The organism is Pseudescherichia vulneris NBRC 102420 (genome assembly GCF_000759795.1).
Lineage (GTDB): Bacteria > Pseudomonadota > Gammaproteobacteria > Enterobacterales > Enterobacteriaceae > Pseudescherichia > Pseudescherichia vulneris.
In genome coordinates this window covers 225,377-243,485 of record NZ_BBMZ01000008.1, presented here as the reverse complement: position 1 = coordinate 243,485, position 18,109 = coordinate 225,377, and the positions used below count along the sequence as shown (strand labels likewise).

The window sequence follows — 18,109 nt, the reverse complement described above, 5'->3', positions numbered from 1 at the left end:
GACATCCAGACGTATAAAAATCAGGGTAGCGTGAAGATGACAGCGAAGCACATTGATACCGCACTGGTGAATGCCGGGCGCAGCAAAAAATACACCCAGGGTTCGGTGAACAGCGTGATCCAGCGCGCCTCGTCGCTGGTCTTTGACACGGTGGAAGCCAAGAAGCAGGCAACGCGCGGTCGGGCCAAAGGCGAACTGTTCTACGGTCGTCGGGGAACGCTGACCCACTTCTCCCTGCAGGAAGCGATGTGCGAGCTAGAGGGCGGCGCAGGCTGCGCGCTCTTCCCCTGCGGCGCAGCTGCCGTGGCTAACACCCTTCTGGCCTTTGTTGAGCAGGGCGACCATGTCCTGATAACCAACACCGCCTATGAGCCAACCCAGGACTTCTGTACCAAAATTTTGGCCAAGCTCGGCGTCACCACCGGCTGGTTCGATCCGCTGATCGGCGCGGATATCGCTAATCTGATCCAGCCCAATACGAAAGTGGTGTTTCTTGAAGCGCCCGGCTCCATCACCATGGAAGTCCACGACGTTCCGGCGATTGTAGCAGCGGTCAGACGCGTGGCCCCAGAGGCGATCATCATGATCGACAATACCTGGGCGGCGGGCATCCTGTTTAAGGCGCTGGAGTTTGGGATTGATATCTCTATTCAGGCGGGAACCAAGTACCTGATTGGTCATTCGGATGCGATGGTCGGCACGGCGGTATCCAATGCCCGCTGCTGGGATCAGCTGCGCGAGAATGCCTATCTGATGGGCCAGATGCTGGATGCGGACACCGCCTACATGACCAGCCGTGGCCTGCGTACCCTCGGCGTACGCCTGCGTCAGCACCATGAGAGCAGCCTGGCGATTGCCGAGTGGCTGGCGACGCATCCGCAGGTGGCGAAGGTGAACCACCCTGCCCTGCCGGGCAGCAAGGGCCATGAGTACTGGAAGCGGGACTTTACCGGCAGCAGCGGTCTCTTTTCCTTCGTGCTGAACAAACGCCTGAGCAACGATGAGCTGGCGGCCTATCTGGATAACTTCAGCCTGTTTAGCATGGCCTACTCCTGGGGTGGCTTTGAGTCGCTGATCCTCGCTAACCAGCCGGAGCACATCGCCGCTATCCGTCCTGAGGGGGAGATTGACTTCACCGGAACGTTGATCCGCCTACATATTGGTTTAGAAAACGTTGACGATCTGAAGGCTGATTTAGCGGCAGGATTTGAACGCATCGTGTAAAGTGTATGAGGCTGGTACAGTTTTAAACAAAACCAGTGGAATTGTCTGCATTTCTTGCGCTAACGATCAAGGTGCTGCGGGCATTTCAGGAGTACAATAAGCCTTAATTACGCGGTTCCACAGGAATGTCCATGGCTGTTATTCAAGAAATTATCGCTGCGCTCTGGCAACACGATTTCGCAGCGTTAGCGAATCCACATGTTGTTGGCGTTGTTTACCTGGTTATGTTTGCAACGCTGTTTTTGGAAAATGGACTGCTTCCTGCCTCGTTCTTACCCGGCGACAGCCTGCTGCTGCTCACCGGGGCGCTGATCGCTCGCGGCGTGATGGACTTTGTCCCGGCGCTGGTGATCCTGACGACTGCCGCCAGCCTTGGCTGCTGGCTGAGCTATATCCAGGGCCGCTGGCTCGGCAATACGCGGGTAGTCAAAGGCTGGCTGGCACAGCTGCCAGCTAAGTATCACCAACGTGCCACCTGCATGTTTGACAGGCATGGTCTGCTGGCACTGCTGGCCGGGCGCTTCCTCGCCTTTGTGCGCACCCTGCTGCCGACCATGGCCGGTATCTCCGGGCTGTCGAACCGCCGCTTCCAGCTCTTTAACTGGCTGAGCGCCCTGCTGTGGGTAGGCGTGGTCACCGGCCTCGGCTATGCCCTGAGCATGATCCCCTTCGTGAAGCGTCATGAAGATCAGGTCATGACCTTCCTGATGATCCTGCCGGTGTTCCTGCTGGTCGCCGGGCTGCTGGGTACGCTGGTAGTGGTGATTAAGAAGAAGTACTGCAACGCCTGATCTCTTCGTTAGGGTAAAAGCCGGATGGCGCTGCGCTTATCCGGCCTACATCGCCATTATACGCCTCTGATCCTTGCTGCATCCTCTCCCGGCGTCACGCCAAAGTAGCGCTTGAACTCGCGACTGAACTGCGAAGGGCTTTCATAGCCAACGCGTATCGCCGCCGCGCTGGCCTTCATACCGTCGTGGATCATCAGCATTCGCGCCCGGTGCAGGCGGTAGGTCTTCAGATACTGCAGTGGCGAGGTGCTGGTCACCGATTTAAAGTTATGGTGAAACGCCGACACGCTCATGTTCGCTTCCGCCGCCAGCTGATCCACGCTCAGGCTCTCGGTGTACTGGCTTTCGATACGCTTCAGCACCCGGCTGATCAGGCTGAAGTGGGTCTGACGGCTCACCAGCGCCAGCAGCGCCCCGCCGCACGGCCCGGTTAGCACGTGGTAGAGAATTTCACGCACGATCTGTTTACCTAAAATCCGCGCATCCAGCGGTCGGGCCATCACATCCAGCAGCCGCTCAATGGCGCACAGGATCTCCCCAGACAGCGTGGCCGAGTTGATGCCGCTTGCCGCCATGGCGGGCTGAAAATGCTCGTCCTCACCGATGTCCATCAGCAGTTCCTGCAGTTGCAAAATATCAACGTTCAGGCGGATCCCCGCCAGCGGTACCTCTGGCGTGGCGAAGGTTTCGCACTCAAAGGGCAGCGGCACGGTGAGCAGCAGGTACTCATTGGTGTCGTAGCGAAACACACGATCGTTGATATAGCCGATTTTATGTCCGGAAAAGAGGATCACGATGCCAGGTTGGTACATGACTGGCGTACGCGTCCCCGGCTGGGTGCCATACAGCAGACGCACGTCGGGCAGCAGATCGCTGAGCCTGTTTTCATTACTTTTCAGCTGCTTAATTTGTTCCGTCAGCTGAAGGCAGATCGCTTCGCGGTTCATTTCATCCTACTCCACTCGCGTTTTTTATTGCGTCCAGTGTGCGCGTTTTTGTGCGTTTTCTCCAGCGTGCGGGAGGAATGGGCAAGACATCGGCAGGAATGTGCATTGAGAGCGCCGGGCGCGCGGACCACAATAGTCTCCAGCAGGCAGCCCGCTGCCGTTTGTCTTTTCACCGATACAAGGGAAAGCGTCATGAATAACTTTAATCTGCATACCCCCACCCGCATCCTGTTTGGTAAAAACGCCATTGCCGATCTGCGCGACCAGATCCCGGCAGACGCCCGCGTGCTGATCACCTACGGCGGCGGCAGCGTTAAAAAAACCGGCGTGCTGGATCAGGTCTATAGCGCCCTGAACGGTCTCGACGTGCTGGAGTTTGGCGGTATTGAGCCGAACCCCTCTTACGAAACGCTGATGAAAGCGGTAGCGATTGCCCGTGAAGAGAAAGTTACTTTCCTGCTGGCGGTCGGCGGTGGCTCAGTGCTGGACGGCACGAAATTTATCGCCGCCGCTGCGCATTATGCTGACGGCATCGATCCATGGCACATCCTGCAAACCCGCGGCAGCGAAATCAAAAGCGCCATCCCGATGGGCTCCGTGCTGACCCTGCCGGCCACCGGCTCCGAATCTAACAAAGGTGCGGTCGTGTCCCGTAAAGCCACCGGCGACAAGCAGGCGTTCCACTCCCCGTTTGTCCAGCCGGTATTCGCCATTCTTGACCCGGTCTATACCTACACCCTGCCACCGCGTCAGGTGGCAAACGGCGTGGTGGATGCCTTTGTCCATACCGTTGAGCAGTATGTGACCTACCCGGTCGATGGCAAAATTCAGGATCGCTTCGCGGAAGGTATTCTGCTGACGCTGATCGAGGATGGCCCGAAAGCGCTGCAGGAGCCGGAAAACTACAACGTACGCGCCAACGTGATGTGGGCGGCAACCCAGGCGCTGAACGGCCTGATTGGCGCAGGCGTGCCGCAGGATTGGGCAACCCATATGCTGGGCCACGAGCTGACGGCGATGCACGGTCTGGATCACGCTCAGACGCTGGCGGTGGTGCTGCCCGCGCTGTGGAATGAAAAACGCGACGCCAAACGCGGCAAGCTGCTGCAGTACGCCGAGCGCGTGTGGAACATCACCGAAGGCAGCGACGACGAGCGCATTGACGCGGCCATCGCCGCCACACGCAGCTTCTTCGAGCAGATGGGCGTCCCTACCCGCCTCTCCGGCTACGGCCTCGACGGCAGCTCTATCCCTGCCCTGCTTGAGAAGCTGAACGAGCACGGCATGACCCAATTAGGCGAACATCAGGATATTACCCTTGATGTCAGCCGCCGCATCTACGAAGCCGCACGCTAAAGGTTTTTTCTTCTGCGACTTTCGTTTTTGGGCTTTTCGTCCAGACTTAAGTCACTCAACTCCACCTGGGCCAGCCCGGGTGGATTTCATATAAGGAGGAATATATGGCAAATCCAACCGTGATTAAGCTTCAGGACGGCAACATCATGCCGCAGCTGGGCCTCGGCGTATGGAAAGCGGGCAATGAGGAGGTCGTCACCGCCATTCATAAGGCGCTGGAAGTGGGCTATCGCTCGATTGATACCGCTGCGGCCTACAAAAATGAAGAGGGCGTCGGCAAGGCTATCGAAAGCGCGGGGATCCCGCGCAGCGATCTGTTTATCACCACCAAGCTGTGGAATGACGATCAGACTCGCCCTCAGGAAGCGTTGCAGACGAGCCTCGACAAGCTGAAGCTCGATCATGTTGATCTCTACCTGATGCACTGGCCGGTACCGGCTAGCGATCATTACGTTGAAGCCTGGAAAGGAATGATTAAACTTCAGGAGCAGGGGCTGGTGAAGAGCATCGGCGTCTGTAACTTCCAGATTAGCCACCTGCAACGTCTGATCGACGAGACCGGCGTGACGCCGGTGATCAACCAGATTGAGCTGCATCCGCTGTTACAGCAGCGTCAGCTCCATGCCTGGAACGCGACTCATAAGATCCAGACAGAGTCCTGGAGCCCGCTGGCCCAGGGCGGCGAAGGTGTCTTCGATCAGAAGATCATTCGCGAGCTGGCTGATAAGTACGGCAAAACTCCGGCGCAGATCGTCATCCGCTGGCACCTGGACCAGGGCCTGGTGGTGATCCCGAAATCGGTCACCCCGGCACGCATTGCGGAAAACTTTAAGGTGTGGGATTTCCGCCTCGATAAAGACGAGCTGAGCGAAATCGCCAAGCTTGATCAAGGCAAACGCCTTGGCCCGGATCCGGACCAGTTCGGCGGCTAAACGCCCTTCCCCTTTAAACCCGGCCTCAGTGCCGGGTTTTTTAATGCCCATCGCCCCGCACAAGAAACATCCTGCAACAATTCCACTGCATTATTAGGTGTATTTCTTACCCACTCCGGTGCAGCATATTAGCGACATAACCCTTTGATTATTCATACAATCCATTGCTTTCAAACATTTCATCCGCACGATGAATAAGGATATAGCTGTGGCGGAAAAAAAATCGTCGGGCGTCCGTTGGCTCCCGCTCATCATCATCGTTGTCGCTGCGGCGGCTCTCTGGCAACTTACACCTCCCTCTGGACTGAGCGTAGCGGCATGGCGCTCGGCGCTGATCTTTGTGGCAACCATTGCCGCCATTGTGGCAAAGGTGCTGCCGATTGGCGCAGTAGGCATTATCGGCATCACCGTCTTTGCGCTGGCCTATGCCGCCGGGGACACCACCGCTAGCGGGGCCATTACCACGGCGCTCAGCGAACTCAACAGCTCGCTGATCTGGCTGATCGTCGTTGCCTTTATGATCGCCCGCGGCTTTATTAAAACCGGCCTCGGACGGCGGATCGCGCTGCAGATGATCCGTTTGCTGGGTAAACGTACCCTCGGCCTGGCCTACGGGCTGGCGTTTGCCGATCTGATCCTCTCCCCGGCGATGCCCAGCAATACCGCCCGCTGCGGAGGTGTGATCTACCCCATTGCCGACTCGCTGGCGCGCAGCTTTGACTCTCGCCCGGATGACGAGTCCCGCAGTAAAATCGGCACCTTTCTCATTACCTGTATCGGCAACGTTAACGACGTCACTGCGGCACTGTTTATGACCGGCTATACCGGCAACCTGCTGGCGGTGAAGCTGGCGGCTAATGCCGGTGTAACCCTGACGTGGGGAAGCTGGTTTATGGCTGCCCTCCTGCCCTGCCTGGTATCGCTGCTGATCGTTCCGCTGCTGGTCTACTGGCTTACCCGCCCAACGATCCGCCATACGCCGGATGCCCCGGCACTGGCCCGCCAGGAGCTGGCGCAGATGGGCAGCATGTCACGCGGCGAGTGGTTGATGCTCGGTACGGTAGTAGTGTTGCTGGTGCTGTGGATTTTTGGCGATGCGCTCGGCGTCGACCCGACAACGGCGTCGTTTGTTGGTCTCTCCATCCTGCTGCTCTCCGGCGTGCTGAGCTGGGAAGATGTGAAGAGCGAAAAAGGCGCATGGGATACGCTGATCTGGTTTGCAGCGCTATTGATGATGGCTAACCAGCTGAAAAAACTCGGATTTACTACCTGGTTTGGCAATGTGATTGGCGACAGTCTTGCCAGCTCGCTGCACGGTACCAGCTGGGTGGTGGTTTTACTCTTACTGAACGCGGCCTACTTCTACACCCACTACTTTTTTGCCAGCGGCAACGCGCAGATTGCCGCGCTCTACGCGGTGTTTGTTGGCGTTGGACTGCATCTGGGGATCCCGGCAGCGCCGTGCGCGCTGATGCTGGCGTTTACCAGCAGCCTCTACTGCTCCCTGACCCAGTACACCCATGCTCGCGGTCCGATCCTGTTCGGTGCGGGCTACGTGCCCACCGGGGTCTGGTGGCGCACGGGGTTCCTGGTCAGCCTCTTCAACCAGGCGGTCTTTATTAGCGTCGGACTCGCCTGGTGGAAGATGATTGGGCTGTACTAGCCCTTAGCGCCTGCCTTGCTGCGCGCTTTATTGCCTGCTGGCGTCTGGCGCTGGTGGGCAATCGGCGTGTGCTTGGTGAGCGCCGGGCGCGTATGGCGGTTCTGGCGCTTCGCCTCACGCATCTCGTCGAGGGTTGGTGAAGGCACCAGGCAGTCGCGACGGCTACCGATCAGATGCTTTTTACCCATCTCTTCCAGCGCCTGGCGGATCAGCGGCCAGTTTTTCGGATCGTGATAGCGCAGCAGCGCCTTATGCAGGCGACGCTGTTTCTCGCCCTTTGGTACCACGACGTTCTCGCTCTTGTAGCCAATCTTACCGAGCGGGTTCTTGCCGGTGTAATACATGGTTGTCGAGTTGGCCAGCGGCGACGGGTAGAAGTTTTGCACCTGATCGAGGCGGAAGCGGTGCTTTTTGAGCCACAGGGCCAGGTTCACCATGTCTTCATCACGCGTGCCGGGGTGGGCGGAGATAAAGTACGGGATCAGATACTGCTCTTTGCCCGCCTGCTTGGAGTAAGTATCAAACAGCTCTTTGAAGCGATCGTAGCTGCCCATCCCCGGTTTCATCATCTTCGACAGCGGGCCCTCTTCGGTGTGTTCTGGCGCAATCTTCAGGTAGCCGCCCACGTGATGAGTCGCCAGCTCTTTGATATAGCGCGGATCCTCCACGGCGATGTCGTAGCGCACGCCGGACGCGATAAGGATCTTCTTGATCCCCTTCAGATCGCGGGCGCGGCGATAGAGGTTGATCGTCGGCTCATGGTTGGTATCCATATGCGGACAGATATCTGGATAGACGCATGACAGGCGGCGGCAGGTCTGCTCTGCGCGCGGTGACTTACAGCGCAGCATGTACATGTTGGCCGTCGGGCCGCCAAGATCGGAGATCACACCGGTAAAGCCCGGCACCGTGTCACGAATCGCTTCGATCTCATTGATGATCGACTCTTCGGAGCGGCTCTGAATAATGCGCCCTTCATGCTCGGTGATGGAGCAGAAGGAGCAGCCGCCGAAGCAGCCGCGCATGATGTTGACCGAGAAACGGATCATCTCGTAGGCCGGAATACGGCTGGTGCCATAGGCCGGATGCGGCACACGCTTGTAGGGCAGCGCAAAGACGCTGTCCATCTCTTCGGTAGAGAGCGGGATCGCTGGCGGGTTGATCCAGATGTAGCGGTCGCCGTGCTTCTGCATCAGCGCCCGCGCGCAGCCTGGGTTGGTTTCATGGTGCAGGATGCGCGAGGCATGCGCGTAGAGTACCTTGTCGGCCTTCACCTTCTCAAAGGAGGGCAGCAGAACGTAGATCTTCTCCCACGGCTTCGGACGCGGCGGCTGGATGACCACGGCTTTCGCTTCGGCTTTTTTAGGTTCGACAGGTTTGTTGTCGGCACACGGCAGATCGTCCCCGTAAGGATGAGGGATCGGATCAATCTTGCCCGGCATATCAATGATGCGGGAGTCGACCCCGCTCCAGCCCGGCAGCGCCTCTTTGACCATAATCGCGGTGTTGCGCACGTCACGGATGCTGGCCACCGGCTCGCCCTGCGACAGACGATGGGCCACTTCAACCAGCGGACGCTCGCCGTTGCCGAAGATCAGCATGTCGGCTTTGGAATCCACCAGCACCGAGCGACGAACGGTATCCGACCAGTAGTCGTAGTGCGCGGTACGGCGCAGGCTCGCCTCAATGCCGCCAAGGATCACCGGCACGTCTTTCCACGCCTCTTTACAGCGCTGGGTATAGGCCAGGGTGGCGCGATCCGGGCGCTTGCCCGCTACGTTATCCGGCGTATAGGCGTCGTCATGGCGCAGCTTGCGGTCGGCGGTGTAGCGGTTGATCATCGAGTCCATGTTGCCCGCAGTAACGCCGAAGAACAGATTCGGTTTGCCGAGGCGCATAAAGTCCTCTTTGCTGTTCCAGTCCGGCTGGGCAATGATGCCGACGCGGAAGCCCTGAGCCTCCAGCATACGTCCGCAGATCGCCATACCGAAGCTCGGGTGATCAACATAGGCATCTCCGGTAACCAGAATGATGTCGCAGCTGTCCCAGCCAAGCTGATCCATCTCTTCACGTGACATAGGCAAAAACGGCGCGGGGCCGAAACAGGCAGCCCAATACTGCGGCCATGAGAAGAGGTCGCGATCCGGCTGGATCAGGGAAATAGCGCTCATAATGCTTCCGGGATGGTTAAAAAGAGATCGTCAAAGGGCGGCGATTATACGCTTTAACAGTGGGGGAAATGAAGGAATTTTGTACGGGATAGTTACCCGGCATACAGATTGCGTAGGCCGGGTAAGGTAAAGCCGCCATCCGGCGATTTACGGTGCCGGGTTGACCAATAGCTGGCCGATAGAGCCGCGATCTGACATCTCCAGGGTCTGGCTAAAGAACTGGAACGGGAAGTGCGGCCACGAAGGCTGGCCGTAGTAGACCAGCAGCTCAACCTGCCCATCCACCCAGACGGTATCCTTCATGCCCCGATCCTCCGGGAACGGCATCGCGCCGTTGACGTTACGGATCAGGAAGCTAACGCCTTCAATATGGAACGACTGCGGCGTATCGGCGCGTACCGTCCAGCGCTCCCACGTCCCCTGCTGGGCGGTAATATCGATACGCTTGATATCCCACAGCTGACCGTTGATACCCGGATCGTCGCCGAGGGCGATATCGCGGCTGCGCACCGCTGCGCCGCTCATCAGATCCGTCGGCAGCAGCCGCAGCGGCAGCGTATCGGTCACCAGCGGCAGCAACCCGGTAGGACGCAACGTCAGCACCAGGGTGGAGATGAGAATGCTCGATGGCTCAAAGAAACCGCGGATACGGTCGACAATGCTCGCCGCCTCGCCGCAGGTGATCGACACCTCGTCGCCGTCGGTCATATTCACGAGAATTTCACGCCGCTCGCCGGGGGCCAGCGAAAGCTGTTTTACCGACACCGGCGCGGGTAAAAAGCCCTGATCGCCGGAGATAACGTGCAGCGCCCGGCCATCGCTCATCTGGAGTTGATAGCGGCGGGCGTTGGAGGCGTTCAGCAGGCGCAGGCGCACCCAGCCGCGTGATACCTCGACGTAGGGACTCTGCGCACCGTTAACCAGCAGCGTATCGCCAACGAAGCCGCCGCTGCCTGGCTCGCTGTACTCCGGCGTGCCGAAGTTATCCAGCCGCTTGTCCTGAATAATAACGGGAAAATCATCCACGCCGTAGTGATTGGGGATTGGCAGGGACTTACTCACCTCATCCTCAATCAGCCACATTCCGGCCAGGCCGTTATAGACCTGCTCAGCGGTACGGTTTGGCGTGTTGGCGTGATACCAGAGCGTCGCCGCGCTCTGGCGGATCGGCAGCACCGGCGCCCAGTCAGCGCTGGGGGACATCATCCGCGCCGGGCCGCCAATCAGCGGGCCGGGAACCTGCAGGCCGCTGATGGTCATGGCGACGTTCTCCGTCAGCCGGTTGCTGTAGATCATCTTCACGTCATCGCCGCTCCAGACGCGAATGGTCGGCCCAAGATAGCGCCCGTTAATGCCCCATACCTGGGCGCGGGTGCCAGGGGTAAAGGACCAGTGCGCCCGCTGCAGGGTCAGAAACAGCGGTTGCCCACGGCGAGATTCAACGAGCGGTGGCACAGGCAGCGGCTGCTGCTGCCCGGCGGCGTTAGCCCGCAGCGGAACCGCGCCTACACAAAGCGCAGCGCCGGAGGCCTGGATAAACTGACGCCGACTGAGTGACATATCTTGCTCCCTGTAAAACGGACTAAAGCGCGTAAAAAGGTCCGGCTACGCCTGGCGCTTGCCGGCGGCCTCGCGGGCGGCGACTTCGCTATCAAGCTCGGCGATCTTCTCCGCCATCAGCGCACGACAGTGAGTCGCCAGCTCGCGCACCTGATCTTTACCAAACTGGCTGGTGTCCACCGGCGGCAGCATTTCGACGATCACCAGGCCGTTATTTAGACGGTTAAGGTTAATTTTATTGGAGGTGTTCGAAACACATACCGGAATGATAGGCACCCCGGCGGCGATAGCCGCATGGAACGCGCCGGTCTTAAACGGCAGCAGCCCGCGTCCGCGGCTGCGGGTACCTTCCGGGAACATCCAGATAGAGATATCGCGCTTCTGGATATTTTTGACCACCTGCGCAATGGTGCCGTGCGCTTTGGCGCGGTTATCACGGTCGATCAGCAGGTTACCGGTCAGCCAGTAGAGTTGGCCAAAGAACGGGACCCACAGCAGGCTCTTTTTACCGACGGTGACGGTGCGCGGCTGCACAATGCTGGCCGCGGTGACCATATCGTAGTTGTTCTGGTGGTTGCCGATGTAGATCGCATTACCATACGTCCCGGCATCAGCGGGCTGACGCAGCTCTACTTTTAAGCCCATAACCGGTGCCAGACGGCCAAACAGATGGCCAAAGGTGGCGACGTGTTTTGGATTCCGTGGGCTAAACAGGCAGTAGATACAGCCGAAGATACAGACCAGGATGCTGTAAATAACAATGATGATTGCACGTAAAATGAATAGCATAGCTACCTCGAAAGCCCGGACACCCGCCCAGTATAGTGTAGCGGCTGACGGCGTACGGCTTTGTTCCATCGGGTCCGTGAAAAAGAGTATTGTCAATCGTAACCTGCGATTTAACAATGACTTTACGGGAAATTTTATGGTAGCTCCCCCTTCGACGGGAAGGGGGAGAAGCACACAGGGATTACTCTTCGCTGTCGCCAGTGGTTGCCCGACGCGGCGAGTCGATCTCGACCTTGTCGATACGCTGGAGTCCGCGCATCAGCGTCCCGCGACGGCCACGCTCGCCGTGAACCTTCTGCAACTCTTCCGGGCGCATTTTGATTTTGCGCTTGCCGGCGTGCAGGGTCAGCGTGCTCTGCGGCGGCAGGATAAAGAGGTGCGCCAGGCTATCCTCTCCCTTCGCCGCTTCGGCTGACGGAATGCTAATGATCTTATTCCCTTTACCTTTCGACAGCTGCGGCAGATCGCTAATCGGGAACATCAGCATGCGTCCGGCGGCGGTGATCGCCAGCAGCAGGTCGTTGTCGTCAACGATCTCCAGCGGTGGCAGCACGTGCGCGTTTTCCGGCAGGGTAATCAGCGCTTTACCGGCACGGTTGCGGGCAATCAGATCGTTGAAGGTGCAGACGAAGCCATAGCCCGCGTCAGAGGCCATCAGCAGCTTCTGCTCCTCACCGGCCATCACCATATGCTCAACGGTGGCACCCGGCGGCAGCGTCAGCTTGCCGGTCACCGGTTCGCCCTGCCCGCGTGCCGACGGCAGCGTCAGCGGATCGACGGCGTAGCTGCGCCCGGTAGTATCAATAAACACCACCGGCTGGTTGGTTTTGCCTTTGGCGGATGCCTTCCAGCTGTCGCCCGCTTTGTAGCTCAGGCCCTGGGCATCAATGTCATGACCCTTGGCGCTGCGCACCCAGCCCATCTGCGACAGCACGATAGTCACCGGCTCGGACGGCAGCATGTCATGCTCGCTCATCGCCTTCGCCTCTTCACGCTCGTGCAGCGGTGAACGGCGCTCGTCGCCGAACGCGTCGGCATCCGCCTGGAGCTCTTTCTTCAGCAGGGTGCTCATCTTGCGCTCGGAGGCCAGCGTGCTTTGCAGGCGGTCGCGCTCTTTTTCCAGCTCGCTCTGCTCGCCGCGGATCTTCATCTCTTCCAGCTTGGCGAGATGGCGCAGCTTCAGCTCCAGGATCGCTTCCGCCTGGGTTTCGCTGATGCCAAAGCGCGACATCAGCTCCGGCTTAGGTTCATCTTCACCGCGGATGATCTCAATCACCTCGTCGATGTTGAGGAACGCCACCAGCAAACCTTCAAGGATGTGCAGGCGCTTGAGAACCTTCTCCAGACGATGGTTCAGGCGGCGGCGCACGGTATCGCGGCGGAACGCCAGCCACTCGGTGAGGATCTCCAGCAGGTTTTTCACCGCCGGACGCCCATCGAGGCCGATCATGTTCAGGTTGATGCGGTAGCTCTTCTCCAGATCGGTGGTGGCGAACAGGTGGTTCATCACCTGATCCATATCCACACGATTAGAGCGCGGTACCACCACCAGACGGGTCGGGTTCTCGTGATCCGACTCGTCACGCAGGTCGTCCACCATCGGCAGCTTTTTATTGCGCATCTGGGCCGCGATCTGCTCCAGCACCCGCGCCCCGGAAACCTGGTGCGGCAGGGCGGTAATCACCACCGCACCGTCCTCTTTTTTCCACACCGCGCGCATGCGCACGGAGCCGCGGCCGTTCTGGTAAATTTTGCGGATCTCAGCCCTGGCGGTGATGATCTCTGCTTCGGTCGGATAGTCCGGCCCCTGGACGATATCCAGCAGCTGATCGAGGGTGGTCTTCGGCTGGTCGATGAGCGTAATGGCCGCCTGGGCCACTTCGCGCAGGTTGTGCGGCGGAATGTCCGTCGCCATGCCAACGGCGATCCCGGTGGTGCCGTTCAGCAGAATGTTTGGCAGGCGAGCAGGCAGCATTTTCGGCTCCTGCATCGTGCCGTCAAAGTTAGGCACCCAATCAACCGTCCCCTGCCCCAGCTCACCCAGCAGCAGCTCGGCGTATTTGGAGAGGCGCGACTCGGTGTAACGCATCGCCGCGAAGGATTTTGGATCGTCCGGTGCGCCCCAGTTCCCCTGGCCGTCAACCAGCGGATAGCGGTAGGAGAACGGCTGGGCCATCAGCACCATGGCTTCATAGCAGGCGCTGTCGCCGTGGGGATGGTATTTACCCAGCACGTCGCCCACGGTACGGGCGGATTTTTTAAACTTCGCGCTGGCGTTGAGGCCCAGCTCAGACATGGCGTACACGATACGCCGCTGCACCGGCTTCAGGCCGTCGCCGATAAACGGCAGCGCACGATCCATGATGACGTACATGGAGTAGTTTAGGTAGGCGTTTTCAGTGAATTCATGTAGCGCGAGGCGCTCTGCCATATCGCTCATTACGTGTGATTCCTCAGCGTTTGCACCCAATTATTCAGGGGCAATATTGCCGCAGATTTTACCTTATCTGCCCTCCTGAGTCACAAGAAAAAGGCCGGATAACCGGCCCTTCAGGGATTTACTTAGCGAGCTTGATGATTTGCTTCACTTCAATCTCAAACTCGTTCCAGTCTTTGTCAACTTTACCCTGAATTTCAACCTGATCCTGCGGGGTCACGTTCTGGCCGTTCCAGCGCTTTTGCTCAATTTCCACGTTTACCGTACCGCTGGCATCGCGGAAAACATAGCGATCGTCAGAGAGGCGCTCGGTAATGTTACCCCGCAGCTTCACCCAGCTGTCGTCTTTCAGCTCTTTCGCCTTAGCCGCCGTGGTCGGGCTAACGCTGTTATCCACAAAGCCGCCCTGCTGGGCCTGGTTTTGCGTCTGGGTTTGCGTGGCCGATGGCCCGTTGAAGCCCCCCTCGGCGGCGAAAACGGGGGCGGAAGCCATCATGGCAATAGCGGCAATAGCAGCAAATTTTTTCATCGTGTCTCTCCCTTTCATCCGTTTCATTGTCCTTTAACAGGGTAGAGCGAAATGTGTGGCGGGCTGAGAAATTTAACTTTTTTTACCCTCTCCATGGATGATTGTTGCTTTAAGTGCAAAAGTCTTTGCACATTTTGCTCATTTTTCATTAGGGTCGAGGCCGTTAGAATAGTCGGCAAATTCGTTTTCTAACGGGACAAATAATGAGCAACATCTTAATTATCAACGGCGCTAAAAAATTCGGCCACTCTAACGGCCAGCTGAATGACACCATGACCGACGTGGCCGCCAGCTTCCTGCGCGACAGCGGTCACGACGTGAAAGTGGTTCGCACCGATGGCGACTACGATGTGAAAGAGGAAGTGCAGAACTTCCTGTGGGCCGACACCGTGATCTGGCAGATGCCGGGCTGGTGGATGGGCGCGCCGTGGACGGTGAAAAAGTACATTGATGACGTCTTTACCGAAGGACACGGCTCCCTGTACGCCAGCGATGGCCGTACCCGCTCCGACGATGCGAAAAAATATGGCTCTGGCGGCTTGATTCAGGGCAAAACCTATATGCTGTCGCTGACCTGGAACGCACCGCTACAGGCCTTCACCGATAAAGAGCAGTTCTTCCACGGCGTCGGCGTTGACGGTGTTTACCTGCCGTTCCACAAGGCGAATCAGTTCCTTGGGATGGACGCGCTGCCGACCTTTATCGCTAACGACGTGATTAAAATGCCGGACGTGCCTCGCTATACCGCAGAATATCGCAAGCATCTTGCGGAAATTTTTGCTTAACTGTTTGACGGTACAAAGAAGGAGTTGACCATGTTGACAGTGATTGCAGAGATTCGCACCCGTCCGGGCCAGCATCATCGCCAGGCCGTGCTGGACGAGTTTGCGAAAATTATCCCCACCGTATTAGAGGAAGCGGGCTGCCACGGCTATGCGCCAATGGTAGATACCGCCGCTAACGTGAGCTTTCAGGCCACCAATCCCGATTCCATCGTGATGGTGGAGCAGTGGGAGACCGTTGCTCATCTTGAAGCGCACCTGCAAACCCCGCACATGAAAGCGTGGGGCGAGGCGGTAAAAAGCGACGTGTTAGAAACCCATATCCGAATTTTGGAGCAAGGGGTTTAATCAGGCGGGGGCCAGGCCCCCGCATGTTATACGACGTAGGCCCGGTAAGCGCAGCGCCACCGGGCGTTTACCACCCGTATCCGTTACCAGTAGAGCTTCCAGCTCTGACTAAACCGCATCAGCGCCTCGACGTAGAAGTAATCCCCCCAGCTGGCACACTCATCCACGCCCTTATTACTCGCAAGATGGTACACCGAGTGCTTCAGCAGCCCGTTGCCGGGTTCGTTAACCCCCATCAGATAGTGCTTATTCAGCGACGACATAATGTGCATCGCCCACTGCTGATAGCGGGCGCGATCGGGATCGCTCACCGGAAGCTGCTTCACCAGCTCCAGCAGGCCGCAGACGGCAATGGCGGCGGACGAGGAGTCCCGCAGCGCATCGCTGCCCACCAGGGCCAGATCCCAGTGGCAGACGCCATCCTCCGGCAGGCGGTTGAGGAAGTAGTTCGCCAGCCTTTTTGACAGGGCGACCATGGTTTTATCACCGGTGTAGAGGTAGCTCAGCAGGAAGCCGTAGATCCCCCACGCCTGCCCTCGCGACCAGCACGAATCATCGGCATAGCCCTGCTGGGTATTGCCGTAGCGCGGCGCGCCGGTCTGCACGTCCATGTAGTAGGTGTGAAAGGTCGACGCATCGTCGCGGATCAAGTACGCCGCCGCCTGCTGAACGTGGGCTTTGGCCGCCTCAGCAAAGCGCGGATCGCTGGTCTGCTCGCTGGCCCAGTAGAGCAGCGGCAGGTTCATGTTGCAGTCGATGATCATCCTTCCCGCCTGCTGCGGATCGCTAAGATCGCCCCACGCCTGGATGATCTGCGCCTTTTGATGGAAGCGTTCCAGCAGCGCCTCGGCGGCCTGAAGCGCAAAGCCGCGCGCGTCGCGGTTGCCGGTCAAGCGCCAGGCCGCCACGCAGGAGAGCGTATAGAGAAAGCCGAGATCGTGGGTATTGGTATCCTGCCGTCCGGCAATGCGCAGCCCAAAAGAGCGCACGTGCTTCTCCGCCAGCGCGCGATAGGACGCATCGCCGCTCAGCTCCCACGCCAACCACAGCTGACCGGTCCAGAAGCTGGTGGTCCACTCCACGTTATCGGTAAGCGGGTAGTAGCCTTTGACGCAGGTTTCGGCTGGAAACTTTTCACCGAACTCCGTTAAATGACGGCTTATCAGTTCAAGGGTCTGACGACGGGCGGTAATCAGCTCATCCTGAAAGGCGCGCTCATCCACCGGCGCAGGAACCTCTCCCAGACGCTCCTCAACGATACGATTTAACATATTCCGGTCCTTCTTCTTGTGAATAAATGATCTACCCGGCGACGTTGACCGCAGGCGCGCCGCGACGCTTGCTCTGACAGGCCGACAGGGTAAAGGCTGAGATAAGGGTAAAGGTCAGGGCTATCGCGCCCATGATGATATAGGTCTGCTCAAAACCGATTTTGTCGTAGAGGATCCCCGCCGGGGATGAGACCACTACGTTGCCGACGTAGAGCATCGCCTGGTAGCCCAGCAGGTACATAGTGGCATTCACGCGCTTATCGAAATGCTCGGCGATATATTTAAAGACCGACACCAGCAGGAGGCAGATCTCCAGACCGTAGAGCGGCTTGAGCACGGAGATTAAGAGGTGGGAGTCGCACAGCCCGGAGATAATTAGCCGCGCTCCAACCACCAGCCCGACGATCAGCAGCCCGCGCTTGGCTCCGACGTAGTTCACAAACATCGGGATGATCATGTACATCACAAACTCCATCCCCGACTGCACGGTACCCAGATAGCCAAACACGGCGTTGCCCTGGTGCACATCGTCAAAGAAGGTAACGAAGTAGCGGGAGAACTGCTGCTCGGCGATAAACATCATCCACGCCACGCCAGCCACGTAGAGGCAGAAGGCCCAGAACTTGCGGTTTTTCAGCAGGGCATAGACGTCAGCGGGAACGATTTTCTCCTTGGCCAGCACTTCGCCCGCACGCTCGGTTCGCGTATCCACCTTCAGGCTAAACAGCACCACCAGCATCACGAGGGAGGCCACGCTGCCCATGATGAAGTTATAGGCCGGAGAGAGGTTAAACAGCAGGCCGGAGAAAGAGGAGGCCACCGCCCAGCCCAGCGATCCCCACATGCGGATCTGGCCGAACTCCATGCCGTTCAGACGGCTGTAGCGATCGGTATAGGATTCGCAGGCGGCAACGCCCGCGTACCAGGCAAAGCTTAAATAGATAGCGCCGACGACGATCCCCAGCAGCGTATTAGAGAGCAGCAGCGGCTGGTAGACGTAGATAAAGAACGGGGCCATCAGGGCCGACACGGCAACCACGAAATAGAGCAGATATTTGCTCATGCCGATCTTATCCAGAATGTAGCCGTAGATCGGTTTCAGGATCACCGAGAAGATGCCGTTGACGGCAAATACCGTGCCGATCACCGTCCCGCTTAAGTTCGCTTTTTGCCCGAGCCAGATGGCCAGCAGCCCAATGCTGGCCGACCAGGTAAAGAAGTAGAGAAAGATAAAGGAGCTGATTTTGTAATATTCAGTCCGGTTGGTTTTAATTATTTTATCCATACTATCCTCGACGAAAGCATGTAA

Annotated in this window: 15 protein-coding genes; 7 read left to right on the top strand and 8 right to left on the bottom strand. The window is 58.4% G+C overall.

The genetic code is table 11. The features are described from left to right. The first annotated feature begins 36 nt into the window (after positions 1-36). Positions 37-1,224, top strand: a complete 1,188-nt coding sequence (metC, locus tag EV102420_RS07015) for a cystathionine beta-lyase (RefSeq protein ID WP_042390356.1) — start codon at positions 37-39, stop codon at positions 1,222-1,224. A 131-nt stretch (positions 1,225-1,355) separates the two neighbouring features. Then, positions 1,356-2,015 carry a DedA family general envelope maintenance protein YghB gene (gene yghB / locus EV102420_RS07010; RefSeq protein WP_042390355.1) on the top strand — a complete coding sequence of 220 codons (660 nt, stop codon included), beginning with the start codon at positions 1,356-1,358 and terminating at the stop codon, positions 2,013-2,015. A 56-nt stretch (positions 2,016-2,071) separates the two neighbouring features. Here yghB and EV102420_RS07005 read toward each other — a convergent pair whose 3' ends face one another. Then, positions 2,072-2,962, bottom strand: coding sequence for an AraC family transcriptional regulator (locus EV102420_RS07005; RefSeq protein WP_042390354.1), 891 nt, complete (start codon positions 2,960-2,962; stop codon positions 2,072-2,074). 192 nt (positions 2,963-3,154) lie between these two features. Between EV102420_RS07005 and yqhD the strand changes: the two genes are divergently transcribed. The 3 genes from yqhD (at position 3,155) to EV102420_RS06990 (ending at position 6,913) form a co-directional block, all read left to right on the top strand. Next, positions 3,155-4,318, top strand: a complete 1,164-nt coding sequence (gene yqhD, locus EV102420_RS07000) for an alcohol dehydrogenase (protein WP_042390352.1) — start codon at positions 3,155-3,157, stop codon at positions 4,316-4,318. A 104-nt stretch (positions 4,319-4,422) separates the two neighbouring features. Then, entirely contained in the window at positions 4,423-5,250 is an 828-nt protein-coding gene (gene dkgA, locus EV102420_RS06995) for a 2,5-didehydrogluconate reductase DkgA (protein WP_042390351.1), read from the top strand. A gap of 190 nt (positions 5,251-5,440) precedes the next feature. Then, positions 5,441-6,913, top strand: a complete 1,473-nt coding sequence (locus EV102420_RS06990) for a DASS family sodium-coupled anion symporter (protein ID WP_165570655.1) — start codon at positions 5,441-5,443, stop codon at positions 6,911-6,913. Here EV102420_RS06990 and EV102420_RS06985 read toward each other — a convergent pair. The 5 genes from EV102420_RS06985 to EV102420_RS06965 all read right to left on the bottom strand — a co-directional run bounded on the left by EV102420_RS06985 (position 6,910) and on the right by EV102420_RS06965 (position 14,399). Then, positions 6,910-9,084 (bottom strand): YgiQ family radical SAM protein, encoded by a 2,175-nt coding sequence (locus EV102420_RS06985; RefSeq protein WP_042390347.1) that lies wholly within the window; start codon positions 9,082-9,084, stop codon positions 6,910-6,912. The two genes, EV102420_RS06990 and EV102420_RS06985, sit on opposite strands and share 4 nt — an antisense overlap. Positions 9,085-9,231: 147 nt before the next feature. Continuing rightward, positions 9,232-10,644 carry a cell division protein FtsP gene (gene ftsP, locus EV102420_RS06980; RefSeq protein WP_042390346.1) on the bottom strand — a complete coding sequence of 471 codons (1,413 nt, stop codon included), beginning with the start codon at positions 10,642-10,644 and terminating at the stop codon, positions 9,232-9,234. A 45-nt stretch (positions 10,645-10,689) separates the two neighbouring features. Further along, positions 10,690-11,433 (bottom strand): 1-acylglycerol-3-phosphate O-acyltransferase, encoded by a 744-nt coding sequence (gene plsC, locus EV102420_RS06975; protein ID WP_042390342.1) that lies wholly within the window; start codon positions 11,431-11,433, stop codon positions 10,690-10,692. Positions 11,434-11,614: 181 nt separating this feature from the next. Beyond that, entirely contained in the window at positions 11,615-13,873 is a 2,259-nt protein-coding gene (parC, locus tag EV102420_RS06970) for a DNA topoisomerase IV subunit A (RefSeq protein WP_042390340.1), read from the bottom strand. Between the two features lie 118 nt (positions 13,874-13,991). After that, a complete protein-coding gene (locus EV102420_RS06965) occupies positions 13,992-14,399 on the bottom strand; it encodes a YgiW/YdeI family stress tolerance OB fold protein (RefSeq protein ID WP_042390339.1) in 408 nt (135 codons plus the stop codon). A gap of 203 nt (positions 14,400-14,602) precedes the next feature. Between EV102420_RS06965 and EV102420_RS06960 the strand changes: the two genes are divergently transcribed. Both EV102420_RS06960 and EV102420_RS06955 read left to right on the top strand, forming a co-directional pair. Then, positions 14,603-15,184: an NAD(P)H-dependent oxidoreductase gene (locus EV102420_RS06960; RefSeq protein ID WP_042390338.1), complete on the top strand. Its 582-nt coding sequence runs from the start codon at positions 14,603-14,605 to the stop codon at positions 15,182-15,184. A 30-nt stretch (positions 15,185-15,214) separates the two neighbouring features. After that, on the top strand, positions 15,215-15,529 hold the full coding sequence (locus EV102420_RS06955; protein WP_042390335.1) for a putative quinol monooxygenase: 315 nt from the start codon (positions 15,215-15,217) through the stop codon (positions 15,527-15,529). Between the two features lie 83 nt (positions 15,530-15,612). Here the strand turns inward: EV102420_RS06955 and EV102420_RS06950 are convergent, their stop codons facing one another. After that, a complete protein-coding gene (locus EV102420_RS06950) occupies positions 15,613-16,800 on the bottom strand; it encodes a glycoside hydrolase family 88 protein (protein WP_042390333.1) in 1,188 nt (395 codons plus the stop codon). Between the two features lie 31 nt (positions 16,801-16,831). Further along, a complete protein-coding gene (locus EV102420_RS06945; protein ID WP_042390331.1) occupies positions 16,832-18,085 on the bottom strand; it encodes an oligosaccharide MFS transporter in 1,254 nt (417 codons plus the stop codon). Positions 18,086-18,109: the final 24 nt, after the last annotated feature.

Excerpts from the sequence above, each read along its gene's own strand:
- metC (WP_042390356.1), top strand. The coding sequence starts at position 37 with ATGACAGCGAAGCACATTGATACCGCACTGGTGAATGCCGGGCGCAGC.
- yghB (WP_042390355.1), top strand. The coding sequence starts at position 1,356 with ATGGCTGTTATTCAAGAAATTATCGCTGCGCTCTGGCAACACGATTTC.
- EV102420_RS07005 (WP_042390354.1), bottom strand. The coding sequence starts at position 2,962 with ATGAACCGCGAAGCGATCTGCCTTCAGCTGACGGAACAAATTAAGCAG.
- yqhD (WP_042390352.1), top strand. The coding sequence starts at position 3,155 with ATGAATAACTTTAATCTGCATACCCCCACCCGCATCCTGTTTGGTAAA.
- dkgA (WP_042390351.1), top strand. The coding sequence starts at position 4,423 with ATGGCAAATCCAACCGTGATTAAGCTTCAGGACGGCAACATCATGCCG.
- EV102420_RS06990 (WP_165570655.1), top strand. The coding sequence starts at position 5,441 with ATGAATAAGGATATAGCTGTGGCGGAAAAAAAATCGTCGGGCGTCCGT.
- EV102420_RS06985 (WP_042390347.1), bottom strand. The coding sequence starts at position 9,084 with ATGAGCGCTATTTCCCTGATCCAGCCGGATCGCGACCTCTTCTCATGG.
- ftsP (WP_042390346.1), bottom strand. The coding sequence starts at position 10,644 with ATGTCACTCAGTCGGCGTCAGTTTATCCAGGCCTCCGGCGCTGCGCTT.
- plsC (WP_042390342.1), bottom strand. The coding sequence starts at position 11,433 with ATGCTATTCATTTTACGTGCAATCATCATTGTTATTTACAGCATCCTG.
- parC (WP_042390340.1), bottom strand. The coding sequence starts at position 13,873 with ATGAGCGATATGGCAGAGCGCCTCGCGCTACATGAATTCACTGAAAAC.
- EV102420_RS06965 (WP_042390339.1), bottom strand. The coding sequence starts at position 14,399 with ATGAAAAAATTTGCTGCTATTGCCGCTATTGCCATGATGGCTTCCGCC.
- EV102420_RS06960 (WP_042390338.1), top strand. The coding sequence starts at position 14,603 with ATGAGCAACATCTTAATTATCAACGGCGCTAAAAAATTCGGCCACTCT.
- EV102420_RS06955 (WP_042390335.1), top strand. The coding sequence starts at position 15,215 with ATGTTGACAGTGATTGCAGAGATTCGCACCCGTCCGGGCCAGCATCAT.
- EV102420_RS06950 (WP_042390333.1), bottom strand. The coding sequence starts at position 16,800 with ATGTTAAATCGTATCGTTGAGGAGCGTCTGGGAGAGGTTCCTGCGCCG.
- EV102420_RS06945 (WP_042390331.1), bottom strand. The coding sequence starts at position 18,085 with ATGGATAAAATAATTAAAACCAACCGGACTGAATATTACAAAATCAGC.